This is a genomic window from Parasphingorhabdus sp. (genome assembly GCF_039939955.1).
GTDB lineage: Bacteria > Pseudomonadota > Alphaproteobacteria > Sphingomonadales > Sphingomonadaceae > Parasphingorhabdus.
Genome location: NZ_JBDVHS010000002.1, coordinates 37,448 through 53,525, shown reverse-complemented (window position 1 = coordinate 53,525; position 16,078 = coordinate 37,448). Strand labels below are relative to the sequence as shown.

The window sequence follows — 16,078 nt, the reverse complement described above, 5'->3', positions numbered from 1 at the left end:
GATGCAGGCTTGAGCGGCAGAGCACGAGATCGCATCTCCGTAGCGGATCAGACGCTGCGGATCGACAAGCTGCTCTGGTTTCTCAGATTTGCCCACAACCGCGTGATGGCCCGAAAAATTGCGGAAAAGGGCCATATCCGGATGAACGGACGCCGCATAGAGCGGGGGCATGTGAAGGTCCGGAAAGGCGATATATTGACGGTTCCGCAGGGCCGCACCGTGCATGTGGTGCGGATAATATCGTTGCCCGAACGCCGAGGCAGCGCGTCGGTTGCGCATTCTTGTTATGAAATATTGCAGACTGGCAATTGAATTAGCCGTCAAACCAACTGTTGACGTGTCAGAAATTGCACAATAGCTAGGACCGAATTGCTGACCTCGAATGGCGTACTGGTATAGGGGAGTTCACGACCAGATGACTTATGTTGTTACCGAAGATTGCATCAAATGCAAATATATGGACTGCGTAGAAGTCTGCCCGGTGGATTGCTTTTACGAAGGCGACAATATGCTGGTTATCAACCCCAGCGAATGTATTGATTGCGGTGTCTGTGAACCAGAATGCCCAGCGGAGGCGATTCTTCCTGACACCGAGGACGGTCTGGAAAAATGGCTTGAGGTAAACACCAAATTTTCTGAAGAATGGCCAAATGTCACCGTTTGTCGTGAGCCGCCTGCTGATGCCGATGAATTTAAAGGCATGGAAGGCAAGTTTGAAGCCTTCTTCTCGGAAAAACCCGGCCAGGGCGACTAATATCGGGTTTGACGATAGGGCGGGCCAGACTAAGCCTGCCGATATTGTCACTCTCTGGAAGGATGAAATCCGGATAGCTGCCGGTTAGCGGAATGCCTATCGCGGGCATGTCCGGCCATTATCAGTTGTGCATTGCAACGATAAATTGCTTTTTTATGACGAATCTGTTAAACATAACCTGTATTCGGCTGAACACCCGAGGGAGTGGGTGGTGTTCGGTCGTTAAATATATGTACGAAAGGGTTATTTCGTAATTACGAAATTGGAGCGTGACCAGCGTTCTTTTCCATTGAATCAAGAAAGGCTTTTTATGGCTGCGAATGTGCTGTCCTTTGATGTGGGCGATTATGTTGTATATCCGAAACACGGTGTTGGCCGTGTTATCGAGCTACAGAATGAAGAAATTGCGGGCATGCAGCTCGAACTATATGTTTTGCGTTTCGAAAAAGAGCGGATGACCCTGCGGGTTCCGACTAATAAAGCCGAAGGTGTCGGCATGCGCAAATTGTCTTCCGACAAGACGCTCCGGGAAGCCATGGAAACGCTGAAAGCGAAGCCCAAGGTGAAACGTTCCATGTGGTCGCGCCGCGCACAGGAATATGAAGCGAAGATCAACTCGGGCGATCTCGTATCGATTGCCGAAGTGACGCGCGATCTTTTCCGTGCCGATGACCAGCCGGAACAAAGCTATTCCGAACGGCAGATTTTCGAAGCGGCCTCCAGCCGTCTGGCCCGTGAACTAGCGGCCATGGAAGAAACCGATGAGCCAACGGCTTTGGAAAAAATTCTCGAGATCCTCAATATTGCGGCACCGCAATATTATGAGGTGAAGGAAGATTAATCGATAGACTTCGGTCGTTCGTCGAAATCAAAAAGGGGTTGTCACGTTAATGTGGCAGCCCCTTTTTTGTGTCGGCTCGGGACGAATTTTTCATTTGATCTCTATCTGACATAAGTGTATTATTCAATTAATACAGCAATGGAGGCACGGATGAAAAGATTATTGTTATTGGCACCGCTTTTGGCCCTCGCGGCTTGTGAAGGATCGATCGCCAATGCCGTTGGTGAAGTGACGAGCAACGCGGGTAGAAGCAGCTTTTCCGATGGCAGTCCGATTGGAACCAGCGCCAGCAATCCAGGCGCGTTCGAAGGTGTGGCGCTTGCCGGTCCCGACAATATTGTCTTCACGACCCAAGATGACTTCTCGATCCGGGCTGAGGGGGATGATGAAGTGGTTGAACTGCTGCGTTACAAAATTTCCGGTGATCAGATTAGAATTGGCCGAGAAGACAATAGGGGCGTGAGGGGCAACGCGACTATATATGTCGGCGCGCCGTCTTTGAAGAGCGCCAAGCTGGCTGGTTCAGGTGATATGAAAATTGACGCTATGACCACGGATTCAACGAAGTTGAGCATTGCCGGGTCAGGCGACATCCGTGTGGCGAAGGTCGAAACCTTGTCGTTAAGTTCCAAAATTGCCGGTTCCGGTAGTCTGGTGCTGACCGGTAGAGCGAAATCGACCGACATTTCGGTTGCTGGTTCTGGCGATGTCAGTGGCAAGGATCTGAACGCAGATAGCGCGAGCATATCGATAGCCGGCAGCGGCGATGTCGAGTTGTCCTCAGACGGATCGGTCAATGCCAAAGTCATGGGTTCGGGTGACGTCCGGATTCACGGCGATGCGGAATGCAAGTCACGGTCAACGGGTTCCGGCGACATCACCTGCGGCTGATCGCGTAACCAACAGGCAGAACCGATTGAAATAGCTTGGCGATCTGTCCGTGCTGTGGCAGATTCGCCAGCGATGCTAAATCTATGGGAAAAATATGCGGTTCCAAAGCTGATCCGCTGCGCCTGTTCACAGCCTGCGGTGATGAAGGATCGCAGCCAGATCGTGCCGAAAGCCGACGGTGACGTGCTGGAACTCGGCTGCGGCGGCGGGATTAATCTGCAGTTTTATGATCGTGCGAAGGTCAACAAATTGACCGGCCTCGATCCGTCTGCAGAATTGCTCGACTATACCCGCCAGGAAGCCAGCGAACGCGGTTTCGATATGGACATATGCGACGGTATTGGCGAAGCCATGCCCTTCGCGGATGCCAGTTTTGATACAGTGCTGACGACGTTCACACTCTGCTCGGTCCAGGATGGGGCGCAAGTGCTTTCCGAAATGCGGCGGGTGCTGAAACCCGGCGGCAAGATTCTGTTTCTCGAACATGGCCGGGCGCCGGATAAGGGGCCGGAGAAATGGCAAAAGCGGATTGAACCGCTTTGGAAGCATATTGCTGGCGGATGCCATTTGCATCGGCCAGTGTCGAAGTTGATCGAAGCCAATGGTTATATGTTGGTAGAAAATAGCGGCCATTATGCGCCGAAGACGCCGCGCTGGCTCGGTTGGATGGAATTTGGTGAGGCCCGTCCGTCATGAAATTTCCTTCTATCGTGCTTATGCTCGCGCTGTTGCTATCGTCAGCGGCCCATGCGGCGGAACGCAAATTTTCTCTATTTGGCTTTGATGACATCCGGATTGGCAATGGCGTGAATGTTGTGCTGACGTCGGGCAAAGGCCCGTCGGCTAGGGCTGAAGGGGAGACACGAGAGCTTCTGGATCGCGTGTCCCTGCAGAAAAATGCAAAGCAGTTGATCGTGTCCGTGCGCCCGAAATCGCTCAGCGGTAATGGCTATGATGCGGATGCGCCGGTCACTCTCTATCTCAGCGCCTATGCGATCAACAATATATCGCATCTGGGATCCGGTACGGTGACGCTCGATCGATTATCTGGTAGGTCTCCGCGCGTACGCATGGCCGGCTATGGTACCTTGAGAATTGGTGCGATCGCAGCAGACCGGCTTGATGTCGCGATGACGGGAGGCGGACAGGTGATCATGGCCGGGAATGTTGGCGATGCCCGAATAGAACTGCAAGGAGCGGGCATGTTTGAAAGCCCGGATCTCACGGTCGAAAAGCTTAAACTTGTCCACCGTGGTCCGGTGAGCAGCCAGCTAAGGGTGACACGGGAAGCCGATATCACCAACAATGGCGCTGGCAGGATTGTGATTGTTGGAAAACCGAATTGCACCGTGCGGACCGACGGGGCCGCCAATATTGTCTGCAATCCGGACCGATAATCTAATGGACCGTGCCGATCGACTGATCGATAGATAGCAAAACGCAAAGCCGCTCGACTTGCCGCCATTTGCAATAATGGAGATGATTGCCCAGCGAACGGCTCTTGTCCGCCCGATTGGCGGCTTCTAGCCCAGCTTCTTCACCATAGCTGGAAATGAGCATTTCAGCATCACTATAGTGGGTGGAGTCTATAAATACGGGTAGTTGCATCAAAGGCTCCTTTGTAGGAAGGCGACCCTGCCTCCCATCTCGGCTATGACTCCTACATTCCACCGGTAGAAATATGCTCAAAAACTAAGGTTAACAACGTGTTATCTATATGTTGGATCGCAAGCTCTGGTCATCAGACCTATCGTCGGTTAGGGGGCGGTCATGACATCTGAAAACCCAAAACATGCTTCCAATCCTTCCAGTGATGAATCGGATAACCGACAGGGCGGCGGCGTCTTCATAGCGCTGGGCGCGATTTTGGGCGTATTGGTGGGTGGCTATCTGGGGCAGCCATCCGTTGGCCTGCTGTCCGGGCTGGCACTGGGCATAGTGGCGGCGCTAGCGATTTGGCTGAAAGACCGATAAGCTTGTCAGACCGCGCTTGTCAGGACGTTTGACGCCACCTATTATCGCTCCATGCTGAAACATATACGAAATGTCGCGATTCTGCTCGTCGTCCTTGGTGCGGGAGCATTTTACTATTTTAGCCGCGGAGATACGGCACGCCTGCCGCTCGAGGCTACCACCGGGGTAGAGCCAGATTTGACACATGTGCGGTCGGAGAGATTCCCGACCATCAATATTGCCGAAGCCGAACCTTGGAGTGACGGGCAAGCGCCAGTCGCGGCTGATGGCTTCGTGGTCGAACGTTTCGCCGAAGGGCTGGACCATCCACGCACCATGTTCCGTCTGCCCAATGGAGATATTCTGGTGGCGGAAACCAACAGCCCGCCGCGCACCAACAAAGGCATTGAGGGTTGGATCATGCGCAACCTGATGAGCAAGGCCGGTGCGGGAACCGAATCGGCTAATCGGATCAGCCTGTTGCGCGATAGCGATCAGGATGGCCAAGTCGATGAGAAATTCACGTTCCTCGAAAATCTCAACTCACCGTTCGGAATGGCGTTGATTGATGACACGCTTTATGTCGCGAATACCGATACGGTCTATGCATATCCCTATGCTGAGGGCGACACGAAAATTACCGATGAAGGGCGCAAGGTTGCCAATCTCAACGCCCGCGCTCCCAACAACCACTGGACCCGCGATTTGCTCGCCAGCCAGGACGGCAAATATCTCTACATCTCGGTCGGATCGAACAGCAATATCGGCGAAAATGGGATGGATATTGAAAGACAGCGCGCCGCCATTTTGCAGGTCGAACTGGCGACCAACAAGAAGGATATTTATGCTGACGGTATGCGCAATCCGGTGGGCATGGCCTATCTTCCGGGCACCGATAAATTCTACACGGTTGTTAATGAGCGCGATATGCTCGGCAGCGACATGGTACCCGACTATCTCACTGAGGTTCGCTGGGGCGCGCATTATGGTTGGCCGTGGCATTTCTGGGGTGGGCATGTAGACCCGCGCATTGATCCTAAAAACCTTGATCACCGGCAATATGAACGGCGACCGGACTATGGGCTAGGCGCGCATGTTGCACCGCTCGGTCTTGCCTTTTCTCATGGTCAGGCGCTCGGCGAGCCCTTCGCCACTGGTGCTGTGATTGCGCGACATGGTTCGTGGAACCGGCAACCCTTGTCCGGCTATGACGTTGTCTATGTCAATTTTAACCAGCGCGGCGAACCGGAAGGCAAACCGACAACAATCCTGAGCGGCTTTGTCGACGAAGAGGATATGGCACGGGGTCGGCCGACGATGGTTGCTTTTGACCAGACCGGTGCGTTGCTGGTCAGCGATGATGTTGGCGGGATCATCTGGCGGGTGTCCCGCAAAGATGCGGCCAAACCAGCGACGGAAGACGAATAAGTCAGGCCAGAATAATCCCGGCGCGTCCGGCCAGCTCGACAATATATTGCCACGCGACCCGACCCGATCGGCTGCCGCGTTGCTTCGCCCATAGCAGAGCATCCTCGCGATCAAAGCTCAGGCCGTGCTTCTCGGCATATTTGGTGATGATCGCTAGGTAGGCATCCTGTGACGCAGCATGAAAGCCCAACCGCAAACCGAAGCGATCAGACAGTGCCAGTTGATCATCGACTGCATCGCGGGGGTTGATCGGATCATCCTGTTCACTCATCTGGCGTGATACGATGTGCCGACGGTTCGAGGTGACATAAAGGCGGATATTGGCTGGCCGCTGGTTTGCGCCACCCTCCAGCATAGAACGCAGGAGACGCGGTTCGCTGCTGCCTTCCGCAAATCCGATGTCATCGATGAAAAGGATGAATTGCCGACGAACAGCGGCAAGCATATCAAATAGTGCGGGCAGCTTTTCAAGCTGGTCCGATGGTGCCTCGATCAGCGCAATGTCCTGCCCCTGCGCCTGCAGTGATCGGACGGCCGACTTGGCGAGAGCAGATTTACCCATGCCGCGAGATCCCCAAAGCAGAGCATCATGAGCGGCATGGCCGCTGGCGTGGCGGCTTGTATTGTCCAGCAAGCGCGCCTTTTGTGGATCAATGCCCGTCAGGAGGTCAATGTCTATCGGTCTGAATGGCGCAATGGCCTTGGTGCCATGTCCATCACAAAAAAAGGCATCCCCGGTCGCCAGATCAACCACGTCGGTGACCGGAGGGGCCAGACGTTCGAGCGCATCAGCTATGCGTTCCAGCACGTCCCTTTGGCCCTCGCTTGCCATGATCAGCCAGCCAGTTCCGCGCTGCTGAGACTGTACAAAATATCCGCGCCGCCTGTTGCTGCGGCTTTGAGGCCAAGCGCTTCTGGAACAAGATGATCGAGATAATAGCGGGTCGTGACCAGCTTTGCTTTGAGGAAGGGGTCATCGCCTCCCGCTAGTTCGGCAGTAGCGATCCGGTGCTGCTTTTTCATCAACATCCCGCAGGTTGCGGTCGCCAGCATCGTCATGAACGCGTAGCTGCCAGCTAGTCGATCATCGATCGATGCATCACCGCTCGCCATCCACTGCTGGATATATTCGCAGGCCGTTGCCAGTTCCAGCAGGCTCTCTTCGTCTTCAGCCTCCGCACGAATTTCGGAAATCAGAGTGCTCATTGCTTCGCCGCCGTCGAGGCCCAGTTTGCGGCCGACCAGATCGGCGGCTTGAATGCCGTTGGTTCCTTCATAAATCGGTGCAATCCGGGCGTCGCGGAAATGCTGGCCTGCGCCGGTTTCTTCGATAAAACCCATGCCGCCATGGACCTGGACGCCCAGAGAGGCGACTTCATTGCCGATGTCGGTGCCATAGCCTTTGATCAGCGGGGTCAGGATTTCGGCACGGGACTTGGCCCCTTCGATACCCAAAGTCGCGCGGTCGACGCTGGATGTCGCATAGTAGAGTAAAGCGCGGGCTGCTTGCGTTAGAGCCTTGCTCCGCAGCAGCATCCGCCGCACGTCCGGATGTTCAATGATCGCGACCGGTGTTTTATCGCCGCTGCCGGCGCGGGCGGATTGGATTCGCTCCGCGGCGAAGATGCTGGCTTGCTGGGTCGCCCGTTCGGCAATCTGGACGCCTTGCGAGCCAACGTTGATGCGGGCGTTGTTCATCATTGTGAACATCGCTTTCATGCCACCAAATTCACCGCCGATCATCTCGCCAATACAATCATTCTGTTCCCCATAAGCCATGACACAAGTCGGAGAGGCGTGGATCCCGATCTTATGTTCGATGGAAACACAGCTTACGTCATTGGGCGCACCGGCATTGCCGTCTGCATCCAGATGATATTTTGGCACAATGAACAGGGATATGCCACGGGTCCCTTCCGGTGCTCCTGGCGTCCGCGCGAGCACGAGATGGATAATATTGTCGGTCAGATCATGTTCACCGAATGTAATGAAGATTTTCTGGCCTTTGATCCGATATTTGCCAGCATGCTCTCCATCGACAATCGGTTCTGCGGTCGAACGCAACGCGCCGACATCCGATCCTGCCTGCGGTTCTGTCAGGTTCATCGTGCCTGTCCATGCACCGGAAATCAGATTGGGCAGATATTTTTCTTTCTGTTCATCGGATCCGTGGACATGAATTGCCTCAATCGCACCAAAGCTGAGCATTGGGCACAGGGTGAAGGCAAAATTGGCGGCGCCGCAGGTCTCAAGAATCAGGGCTGACAATGAATAGGGCAGGCCTTGGCCGCCAAAATCTTCCGTTCCGTCAATTGAAGCCCAGCCACCTTCGACAAATTGGGCATAGGCCTGTTTGAATCCCTCAGGCATGGTCACGTTGCCGTCATTCCATTGCGCGCCTACCGTGTCGCCGGTTCGGTTGATTGGGGCAAATTCGCCTGCCGCAAATTGGCCAATGCCTTCGACAATGGCTTCGACCATATCCTCGCTCGCGCCGGAAAAACGATCATGGTCGGCTAGCGCACCGATATCCGCGATATGTTTGAGAACAAAATTCTGTTCGCGACTGGGGGCTGTAAAACTCATGAATTCATTATCCGTTGTTGCCTGAATTTCCGCTGGGCTATAGCGCAGGGTCATGTCGGGCTCAAATGATCATATTGGCGACGAAGCACGCCGCTACGGCACAGCCACTATCGCCGAAGCTGTGGCGCGATTGCGCCAAGGTGGATTGGTCGCAGTGCCGACGGAAACCGTCTACGGACTGGCCGCTGATTCGGCCAATGCCGCTGCCGTGGCACAGATATACCGGACTAAAGGCCGTCCTGACTTCAATCCGCTGATCGTCCATGTTCCGGATATGGATGCGGCTAGAAAACTGGGGCGGTTTAGCCATTTAGCCCTTCAGTTCGCCGAGACCTTTTGGCCGGGTCCATTGACGATCGTAGTGCCGAAAACTGAAGATTGCCCCGTTGCTGCTGCGGTTACCGCCGGTCTGGATACGATTGCGCTGCGCTGTCCCGCCCATCCAGTGATGCGTGAATTGCTGCAAGAATCCGCACTGTTTCTTGCCGCTCCTTCGGCAAACCGTAGTGGCGGCATCAGTCCGACCACGGCCGATCATGTGATGCGCAGCTTGGGTGAAGGCGCGCCGCTGATATTGGATGGCGGTCCCTGTGAAAAAGGGCTTGAGTCGACGATTATCGCCGTCGATGGCGGGGCGTATCGGATTTTGAGACCCGGCCCGGTAACGCCTGAGCAGCTTGTGGAGATTGCCGGAAAACCAGCGGCTACGAATGATAGCAATGCCATTGAGGCGCCGGGACAATTGCCCTCTCATTATGCGCCTGCGAAGCCGCTGCGCCTCAACGCACAAACCGCTCATCCCGATGAATATCATATCGGCTTTGGACCGGTGGTGGGGGAACAAAATTTGTCGAGCCAGGCGGATTTCGCAGAAGCTGCCAGCCTTTTGTTCGCGGCGCTTCACGATGCGGATGCGAGTAAGAAGCCTAAAATTGCCGTGGCCCCTATTGCTGAAACCGGTGTTGGGATTGCCTTGAACGACCGTCTGCGCCGCGCGGCTGCGCCCAAATAACATATCATTTACATAGTATTACAAGCCGTAACCTTGGAGAAACCGGCAATTTGCCATACACTCCCCTGGTCAGCGCAAGGAGAACGCTGCCAATTTAACAGTGTGGGAGGAATGTTATGACAATGATGCAAAAATCTTTGGCCGAATTTTTTGGGACATTTTGGCTTGTCTTCGGAGGGTGCGGTAGTGCGGTCATCGCCGCGGCGTTTCCGGAAGTAGGCATTGGTCTTTTGGGCGTATCCTTGGCTTTCGGTCTTACCGTCGTCACAATGGCTTATGCTATTGGGCATATCAGCGGATGTCATCTTAACCCAGCAGTCACCGTCGGTCTTTGGATAGGTGGGCGTTTTCCTGCCAATGAAATTCCGATGTACGTGACCGCGCAGGTTCTAGGCGCAGTGCTTGCCTCCGCTTCCCTATATTTGATTGCATCTGGCAATGCAGATTATAGTCTTGCAGCAAATGGGCTTGCTTCCAACGGCGTTGGAGAGCATTCACCGGGCGGCTTTTCTATGGGCTCCGGTATTGCGATTGAAATATTGCTGACCTTCTTTTTCCTGATGATCATATTGGGCGCTACGGATAGTCGGGCTCCTGCTGGTTTCGCACCTTTGGCGATCGGTTTGGGTCTGACGCTGATCCATCTTATCAGCATTCCTGTGACCAATACTTCGGTCAATCCAGCTAGAAGCACAGGTCCAGCCTTGATTGAAGGCGGCATAGCATTGTCACAGCTCTGGATATTCTGGGTCGCCCCAATTGGCGGAGCGATTTTGGCAGGGATCGTCTACAAGGTCGTGGGTGGCTCTGAGCAGAAGTAGCAGCGCTGCAGAGAGTCGATACTGACTCTTTAATACAACATCTAAGAGGCCGGGTTTAATAATCCGGCCTTTTTTAGTTCCATTTTGTAATTTTCGATTGGTCAACTTGGCAGACCAACCTAAGAAGAGTTCATAGGGGACGGAATTTCGCAATATGGCGCATGGCAGAACTATAGTCTCAATTTTGGTGAGTCTGGTCTTCGTGACCGGATGCAGCGTCAGCGAAGCTGACGAGAAGCCCAAGTCCGCTGACCCGATTCCGGCCGGCGTGACAACCGTCCAGCCTGCCAGCGAGAGTGAAATTATCAAGGCAGCGGGCACCATCCGTTTGCGCCGCGAAACTTCCTTGGGTTTTACCACCAGCGGTAAGGTTGCGTCGGTTCGCTATGAAGAAGGGGATCGGGTCAAGCGCGGTGCGGTTCTAGCAGCTTTAGACAATAGCATGGTTGCGGCAGACCTAAGCGCAGCGCGTGCGGAGCGTGATCGCGCCGAGGCAGAATATGCCCGTATCCAGAAATTATTCAAAGATGGCTGGGTAACAAAAGCGCGGCTTGAGCAATCGGAAGCCGCGACGCATGCGGCTAGAGCTCGGACCGAATCTACAGAGTTTGCTAGCCGCACCTCCTATATCCGCGCGCCGAGCAATGGGATCATCCTGACGCGCAATATTGATGCGGGTCAAATCGTGGCGGCTGGCACTCCTGCTATGGTGTTGGGAGAAATTGACAAAGGCTTTGTCCTGCGTGTTCCTATGACCGATTCTGATGCTGCCCGGATCAGCACGGGCATGCCTGCAAAAGTTTTGCTATCGGCTGTTTCCAAAGACCCGCTTGATGCGGTTGTCAGTGAAAAAGACGGCCGGGCAGATGAACGGACGGGGACGTTCGAAGTGAACTTCCTGCTATCGGCCGATGATCGTCTTCGTTCCGGTCAGCTGGGTATGGTTGAAGTTGAAGTGTCTCGCGAGGCATCTTCTGCCTTCGCGATTCCTACCAATGCCATCTTCGGCGTCCGGACCGGTGAAGGCCTGGTGTTTGTGGTGGATGACGAAAATCGGGTGAAACAGCGCAACGTGCAGCTTGGCAAGTTAACCGACAAGAATATCGAGATTCAGGCAGGCCTAGCAGAAGGTGAAATCATTGTGTCCCGTGGCGTTGAGAAATTGCAGGATGGCGACTTGATAAAACCTATCGGGGCCGCAAAGTGATGGCTGCTTTGAACCAGGAGGGTCTCGCGGCCTGATATGCTTGCCCGGTTCGTCATATCTCGTTGGCAGCTCAGTTCGGTCCTGTTTGGCTTGTTGGTTGTGTTGGGCATCAGCGCGCTCTTCAATATCTCCAAGGCGGTAGACACGCATTTTCCTATTCCAGCCGTTAATATCATTGCGATTCAACCGGGCGCTGATGCGCAAGAAATGGAAGAGACGGTTGCAAAGCCGATCGAAGAGGCCGTTCAGGGTTTAGACGACATCGTGGAAGTGAAATCGACGAGTACCGATGGTGGCACCATCATCACCGTTGAATTCAGCGAATGGTCGGGTGATGTTGACGGCTATTTTGATGATGTCGTGCGCGAAGTATCCGCGATCCGTGATCAGCTGCCTAATAATCTGCAAAAGCTAGAATATCGCAAGATTCGCACCACAGAGGCTGCCGTCATGCAGGTGGCCTTGGTTAGTGAAACCGCATCTTGGCGGCGGATGGAAAAATATGCGGATGATATGATGGACGTTTTCATGCGCAACCCCGGGGTTCGGGAATCACGGACCTTTGGGTTGCCGCAACCGGAAGTCAGTGTGGAAGTCAATCCTGACCGGCTATCCGAACTTCGCGTTCCCGCCAGTGCGATTGCCGATGCTGTTCGTCAGGGGGGCGCAGATCTGCCCGGTGGTGCGGTGCAAAGTGGTGAGCGCCGTTTAAACGTGGAAGCCGGCGGGGCATTTCGGAATCTCGATGCAATTCGCGGACTGCCGCTTCGGGCATCTGATGGGTCCCTTTTGACTGTCGGTGATGTTGCGGGTGTCAGCTGGGGCGCGGAGGAACAGATTTACCGGACCCGTCACAATGGCCAGCGGGCGGTGTTCCTTACGGTGACACAGAAAGACGGTGTCGATGTGACACGCCTTAAAGACCAGCTTGATACCGAATTGGAGCGACAAAGATCAATCCTGCCGCCGGATATCAAATTGGTCATGCAGTTCGACCAGAGTCGCGACGTGAAGAGGCGATTGAATGAATTGACCCGCGATTTTACGATCGCCTTCGTCTTGGTCATTTTTACGCTTCTACCGCTTGGACTGCGATCTTCGGCAATTGTCATGATTTCCATCCCGCTATCGCTCGCGTCGGGTCTTCTGGTGCTTTACACCATGGGCTATAATCTCAGCCAACTCTCAATCGCCGGGTTCATCGTGTCCCTTGGGTTGCTGGTGGATGACAGCATTGTGGTGACAGAAAATATCGCGCGGCATTTGCGAATGGGCAAGACGCGCACGCAGGCTGCGATCGATGCAAGTTTGGAAATCCGCAAAGCCGTTATTGGCTCTACGGCGGTTCTGGTTCTTGCCTTTGTGCCGCTGTTGTTTCTGCCCGGCGGGGCAGGCGCCTATACCAAGTCCTTCTTCATCGTCATTATCGCGACCGTGGTGGCTTCACTGGTTATTTCACTATCGCTTATTCCGTTTCTCGCCAGCCGAATTTTGCGACGGGATGAAGATCCGGAAGGCAATCGAGCGCTGCGCTGGGTAAACGACAAAATCGACCGTTTCTATCGGCCCTTTTTGCACATAGCCTTGGGCGCGCCCGTCAAGACGGTTGTGCTGGCCATGGCATTATGCTTTTCGACTTTTGCGCTCATCCCGGTACTCGGCTTTTCGCTCTTTCCCTTTGCCGACGCGCCTTATTTCCGCGTTGTGGTTGAAGCGGAACAAGGTAGCAGCCTTGACCGTACTGATCGGATCGTCGCCGAAGTCACAAAAATCCTCGAAACTGAACCCAGCATAAAGGTGCGAGCTGAGAATATAGGCAATGGTAACCCCCAGGTGTTCTACAATATCGGACCCAGGGCGGAGCGCATCAACTATGGGGAAGTGCTGGCAGTACTGGATAAATGGGACACGAGCGAAGGTCCGAAGATGATTGAGCGGTTGCGCGCGCAAATGGATCAGATTGCCGGTGCGCGTGTGAAGATTGAGCTTTTCCACAACGGGACTCATGTGGATGCCCCGATTGTTATTCGGGTCGCGGGACCAGAGCTGGACAAGTTGAAACAATTGTCGGGTAAAGTAGCTGATGTGTTGCGCAACACCTCTGGTGCTCGCGATATTGTTAATCCGGTGGAGACGGACAAAGTTGATTTGGACATCGGGCTGAATGAAAAGAAAGCAGCGCTGCTGAATATTCCATCCGGCGAACCGCGTCGCGCCATCCGGTTGGCGATCAGTGGCGAATGGGCGGCATCTTTCAGGGATCGGGAAGGTGATAATTATCCTGTCACGGTCCGCTTCCCATTTGAAGAGAGCCTTCCGATATCGGTGTTGGAGAAAGTCTATGTCGCATCGCGCACGGGCGATCCGGTGCCCTTGTCCCAGATAACCGACCCCAAGCTTACCAACGTAACTCCGCAGATTCAGCGCCATCAATTGCAAAGAACGGTGCTGGTTACGGCCCAGGTCGACTTTGGGGAAATTCCATCGACGGTAAACAATCGTGCCGTAGAGGAGCTGGAGCAAATCGATTTTCCTGAAGGCTATGAATGGTCCGTCGGCGGCGAGGCTGAAAAAATTGGTGAAACCTTCGGGAATTTTGGGCCTTTGATTATCACTGCGCTGATGCTGATTTTTGCGATCCTGGTCGCCGAGTTCCGGCGGTTTCGTGAAACAATTGTGGTGGCGGGTGTCGTTCCTCTAGGGATTTTCGGCGGTATTCTTGCCCTGTTGATCACGGGCAATTCGCTCAGTGTCATGGCGGTTATTGGCTTCATTGCGCTGATCGGCATTGAGATTAAAAATTCGATATTGCTGGTCGATTTTACCGCGCAACTTCGGGATCAGGGCATGGGGTTGCGGGAAGCGATAGAGAAGGCCGGAGAAGTCCGCTTTCTGCCCGTACTGTTGACGTCGATAACCGCAATTGGCGGTTTGACTCCCCTCGCGCTATGGGGCGGTGCGCTCTATGCGCCATTGGCCGCGATCATCATTGGTGGATTGATAAGTTCAACTCTTTTGTCCCGCGTGGTAACACCCGCGATGTACCTCTTGGTCGCGAGGCGCGATGAAGAGAGTTCGAACATAAATAGCGGAGGCGATGTAGCCACCACATAAAGGAAGTTTTTATGGCAAAGCAGGAAGCCATTTTCGCTGGTGGTTGTTTTTGGTGCACCGAAGCGGTCTTTAATGACATTGCCGGGGTATATTCTGTGGAAAGCGGATATATTGGTGGCAAGAATCCGGACCCCAGCTATCGAGAGGTTTGTTCCGGCACGACCGGTCACGCCGAAGCAATCAAGATCGGGTTTGATGACGCGGTGATAAGCTATTCGGTCCTGCTTGATATCTTTTTCGCAACCCATGATCCGACCCAGCTCAATCGTCAGGGCAATGACGTTGGTACCCAATATCGGTCGGCGATATTCCCATTGGATGATGTACAGCGGTCTGAAGCAGAAGCGGGCATAGGACGGGCCGCAGAGGGCCGCGCTGAACCAATTGTGACCACGATAGAAGGCCCTGCGCCCTGGTATGTCGCAGAGGACTATCATCAGCAATATTGGGCGGATGAAGGGCGCGGCAATCCTTATTGCGTCGCAACTATTCCACCGAAATTGCAGAAATTGCGCACCAGTTTTGCCGGTAATCTGAAGGAGTAGGAGCATCCCATGAAACCGATCAGAAAAGCAGTCTTTCCCGTTGCGGGCATGGGAACCCGCTTCTTGCCGGCTACCAAGGTGATGCCGAAAGAACTGTTCCCCATCGTTGACCGTCCACTCCTCCAATATGCCGTGGATGAAGCATTGGAGGCCGGAATTGAGCAGATGATCTTTGTCAACGGCCGTGGCAAGGGCATGATCGAAGACCATTTCGATATGGCTTATGAGCTGGAGCGAACGATGGCGGACCGTTCGAAGGATGGGTCCGTGCTTGACGGAACCCGTCTCAGGCCCGGTGATTGCGTGTTCGTGCGACAGCAAGAGCCCCTCGGTCTTGGCCATGCCATCTGGTGCGCGCGCGATATCATTGGTGATGAGCCCTTCGCGATTTTTCTGCCTGATGAATTCATGGTCGGCGCGCCTGGTTGCATGAAGCAGATGGTGGGGGCCTATGATAAGCTTGGTGGCAATATCGTTTGCGCGCTGGAAATTCCGATTGAGGATACGCCTTCTTACGGTGTGATTGATCCCGGCAAGCAAGACGGGCCGATTACGGAGGTTAAAGGGTTGGTCGAGAAACCGGCGGCTGGTACCGCGCCGTCGAACCTGATCCTGCCGGGTCGTTATATATTGCAGTCCGAAGTGATGCGTATTTTGGAAACCCAGGCAGCCGGAGCGGGTGGCGAAATCCAGCTGACCGATGCGATGGCGCAGATGATCGGCAAGCAGCCGTTTCATGGCATGACCTTTGACGGGAAGCGTTATGATTGCGGATCGAAGCAGGGCTATGTCGAAGCCAATCTGGCCATGGCTTTGGCCCATCCCGAAATCGGCAGTGACATTCGAGCAATGGCAGAGACGCTATTGGCGCAATGATGACGGGTTCCGGTGTTCATCCGGATATCATCATTGCTATTATATAAGGT

General features: G+C 54.2%; 17 protein-coding genes. 14 read left to right on the top strand and 3 right to left on the bottom strand.

Features of this window, described 5'->3' with window-relative positions:
* Positions 1-9 precede the first annotated feature (9 nt).
* The 6 genes from ABJG22_RS00475 to ABJG22_RS00450 all read left to right on the top strand — a co-directional run bounded on the left by ABJG22_RS00475 (position 10) and on the right by ABJG22_RS00450 (position 3,883).
* Positions 10-312 carry a S4 domain-containing protein gene (locus tag ABJG22_RS00475; protein ID WP_348018272.1) on the top strand — a complete coding sequence of 101 codons (303 nt, stop codon included), beginning with the start codon at positions 10-12 and terminating at the stop codon, positions 310-312.
* Between the two features lie 103 nt (positions 313-415).
* Positions 416-754 carry a ferredoxin FdxA gene (gene fdxA / locus ABJG22_RS00470; protein WP_348018769.1) on the top strand — a complete coding sequence of 113 codons (339 nt, stop codon included), beginning with the start codon at positions 416-418 and terminating at the stop codon, positions 752-754.
* A 310-nt stretch (positions 755-1,064) separates the two neighbouring features.
* Complete coding sequence (locus tag ABJG22_RS00465) at positions 1,065-1,595, top strand: CarD family transcriptional regulator (protein ID WP_348018271.1); 531 nt, start codon at positions 1,065-1,067, stop codon at positions 1,593-1,595.
* Positions 1,596-1,745: 150 nt separating this feature from the next.
* Positions 1,746-2,486: a head GIN domain-containing protein gene (locus ABJG22_RS00460; RefSeq protein WP_348018270.1), complete on the top strand. Its 741-nt coding sequence runs from the start codon at positions 1,746-1,748 to the stop codon at positions 2,484-2,486.
* A 54-nt stretch (positions 2,487-2,540) separates the two neighbouring features.
* Entirely contained in the window at positions 2,541-3,182 is a 642-nt protein-coding gene (locus ABJG22_RS00455; protein WP_348018269.1) for a class I SAM-dependent methyltransferase, read from the top strand.
* Positions 3,179-3,883 (top strand): DUF2807 domain-containing protein, encoded by a 705-nt coding sequence (locus ABJG22_RS00450; protein ID WP_348018268.1) that lies wholly within the window; start codon positions 3,179-3,181, stop codon positions 3,881-3,883. The genes ABJG22_RS00455 and ABJG22_RS00450 overlap by 4 nt, the downstream gene beginning before the upstream one ends.
* A 1-nt stretch (position 3,884) precedes the next feature.
* Here the strand turns inward: ABJG22_RS00450 and ABJG22_RS00445 are convergent, their stop codons facing one another.
* Entirely contained in the window at positions 3,885-4,094 is a 210-nt protein-coding gene (locus ABJG22_RS00445; protein ID WP_348018267.1) for a hypothetical protein, read from the bottom strand.
* Positions 4,095-4,256: 162 nt separating this feature from the next.
* Here ABJG22_RS00445 and ABJG22_RS00440 point away from each other — a divergent pair, with 162 nt between their 5' ends.
* Positions 4,257-4,460 (top strand): hypothetical protein, encoded by a 204-nt coding sequence (locus ABJG22_RS00440; protein ID WP_348018266.1) that lies wholly within the window; start codon positions 4,257-4,259, stop codon positions 4,458-4,460.
* Between the two features lie 51 nt (positions 4,461-4,511).
* Entirely contained in the window at positions 4,512-5,867 is a 1,356-nt protein-coding gene (locus ABJG22_RS00435; protein WP_348018265.1) for a sorbosone dehydrogenase family protein, read from the top strand.
* A 1-nt stretch (position 5,868) separates the two neighbouring features.
* Here the strand turns inward: ABJG22_RS00435 and ABJG22_RS00430 are convergent, their stop codons facing one another.
* Positions 5,869-6,699 (bottom strand): ATP-binding protein, encoded by an 831-nt coding sequence (locus ABJG22_RS00430; protein ID WP_348018264.1) that lies wholly within the window; start codon positions 6,697-6,699, stop codon positions 5,869-5,871.
* A 2-nt stretch (positions 6,700-6,701) separates the two neighbouring features.
* Positions 6,702-8,453 carry an acyl-CoA dehydrogenase gene (locus ABJG22_RS00425; protein WP_348018263.1) on the bottom strand — a complete coding sequence of 584 codons (1,752 nt, stop codon included), beginning with the start codon at positions 8,451-8,453 and terminating at the stop codon, positions 6,702-6,704.
* Between the two features lie 52 nt (positions 8,454-8,505).
* Here ABJG22_RS00425 and ABJG22_RS00420 point away from each other — a divergent pair, with 52 nt between their 5' ends.
* From ABJG22_RS00420 to ABJG22_RS00395, 6 genes are all read left to right on the top strand, one after another.
* Positions 8,506-9,465: an L-threonylcarbamoyladenylate synthase gene (locus ABJG22_RS00420; protein WP_348018262.1), complete on the top strand. Its 960-nt coding sequence runs from the start codon at positions 8,506-8,508 to the stop codon at positions 9,463-9,465.
* A 116-nt stretch (positions 9,466-9,581) separates the two neighbouring features.
* On the top strand, positions 9,582-10,286 hold the full coding sequence (gene aqpZ / locus ABJG22_RS00415) for an aquaporin Z (RefSeq protein ID WP_348018261.1): 705 nt from the start codon (positions 9,582-9,584) through the stop codon (positions 10,284-10,286).
* Positions 10,287-10,440: 154 nt separating this feature from the next.
* Entirely contained in the window at positions 10,441-11,493 is a 1,053-nt protein-coding gene (locus tag ABJG22_RS00410; RefSeq protein ID WP_348018260.1) for an efflux RND transporter periplasmic adaptor subunit, read from the top strand.
* Between the two features lie 36 nt (positions 11,494-11,529).
* The gene (locus ABJG22_RS00405) at positions 11,530-14,607 is read left to right on the top strand and encodes an efflux RND transporter permease subunit (protein WP_348018259.1); all 3,078 of its coding nucleotides are present in this window, start codon (positions 11,530-11,532) and stop codon (positions 14,605-14,607) included.
* An 11-nt stretch (positions 14,608-14,618) separates the two neighbouring features.
* Entirely contained in the window at positions 14,619-15,152 is a 534-nt protein-coding gene (gene msrA, locus ABJG22_RS00400; RefSeq protein WP_348018258.1) for a peptide-methionine (S)-S-oxide reductase MsrA, read from the top strand.
* Between the two features lie 9 nt (positions 15,153-15,161).
* Positions 15,162-16,028: a UTP--glucose-1-phosphate uridylyltransferase gene (locus ABJG22_RS00395; RefSeq protein ID WP_348018257.1), complete on the top strand. Its 867-nt coding sequence runs from the start codon at positions 15,162-15,164 to the stop codon at positions 16,026-16,028.
* Positions 16,029-16,078 lie beyond the last annotated feature (50 nt).

What these genes read in the sequence shown, in the direction of transcription:
- ABJG22_RS00420 (WP_348018262.1), top strand. Translation starts at nt 8,506, where the DNA reads ATGTCGGGCTCAAATGATCATATTGGCGACGAAGCACGCCGCTACGGC.
- aqpZ (WP_348018261.1), top strand. Translation starts at nt 9,582, where the DNA reads ATGACAATGATGCAAAAATCTTTGGCCGAATTTTTTGGGACATTTTGG.
- ABJG22_RS00460 (WP_348018270.1), top strand. Translation starts at nt 1,746, where the DNA reads ATGAAAAGATTATTGTTATTGGCACCGCTTTTGGCCCTCGCGGCTTGT.
- ABJG22_RS00465 (WP_348018271.1), top strand. Translation starts at nt 1,065, where the DNA reads ATGGCTGCGAATGTGCTGTCCTTTGATGTGGGCGATTATGTTGTATAT.
- fdxA (WP_348018769.1), top strand. Translation starts at nt 416, where the DNA reads ATGACTTATGTTGTTACCGAAGATTGCATCAAATGCAAATATATGGAC.
- ABJG22_RS00410 (WP_348018260.1), top strand. Translation starts at nt 10,441, where the DNA reads ATGGCGCATGGCAGAACTATAGTCTCAATTTTGGTGAGTCTGGTCTTC.
- ABJG22_RS00405 (WP_348018259.1), top strand. Translation starts at nt 11,530, where the DNA reads ATGCTTGCCCGGTTCGTCATATCTCGTTGGCAGCTCAGTTCGGTCCTG.
- msrA (WP_348018258.1), top strand. Translation starts at nt 14,619, where the DNA reads ATGGCAAAGCAGGAAGCCATTTTCGCTGGTGGTTGTTTTTGGTGCACC.
- ABJG22_RS00440 (WP_348018266.1), top strand. Translation starts at nt 4,257, where the DNA reads ATGACATCTGAAAACCCAAAACATGCTTCCAATCCTTCCAGTGATGAA.
- ABJG22_RS00425 (WP_348018263.1), bottom strand. Translation starts at nt 8,453, where the DNA reads ATGAGTTTTACAGCCCCCAGTCGCGAACAGAATTTTGTTCTCAAACAT.
- ABJG22_RS00430 (WP_348018264.1), bottom strand. Translation starts at nt 6,699, where the DNA reads ATGGCAAGCGAGGGCCAAAGGGACGTGCTGGAACGCATAGCTGATGCG.
- ABJG22_RS00450 (WP_348018268.1), top strand. Translation starts at nt 3,179, where the DNA reads ATGAAATTTCCTTCTATCGTGCTTATGCTCGCGCTGTTGCTATCGTCA.
- ABJG22_RS00445 (WP_348018267.1), bottom strand. Translation starts at nt 4,094, where the DNA reads ATGCAACTACCCGTATTTATAGACTCCACCCACTATAGTGATGCTGAA.
- ABJG22_RS00395 (WP_348018257.1), top strand. Translation starts at nt 15,162, where the DNA reads ATGAAACCGATCAGAAAAGCAGTCTTTCCCGTTGCGGGCATGGGAACC.
- ABJG22_RS00435 (WP_348018265.1), top strand. Translation starts at nt 4,512, where the DNA reads ATGCTGAAACATATACGAAATGTCGCGATTCTGCTCGTCGTCCTTGGT.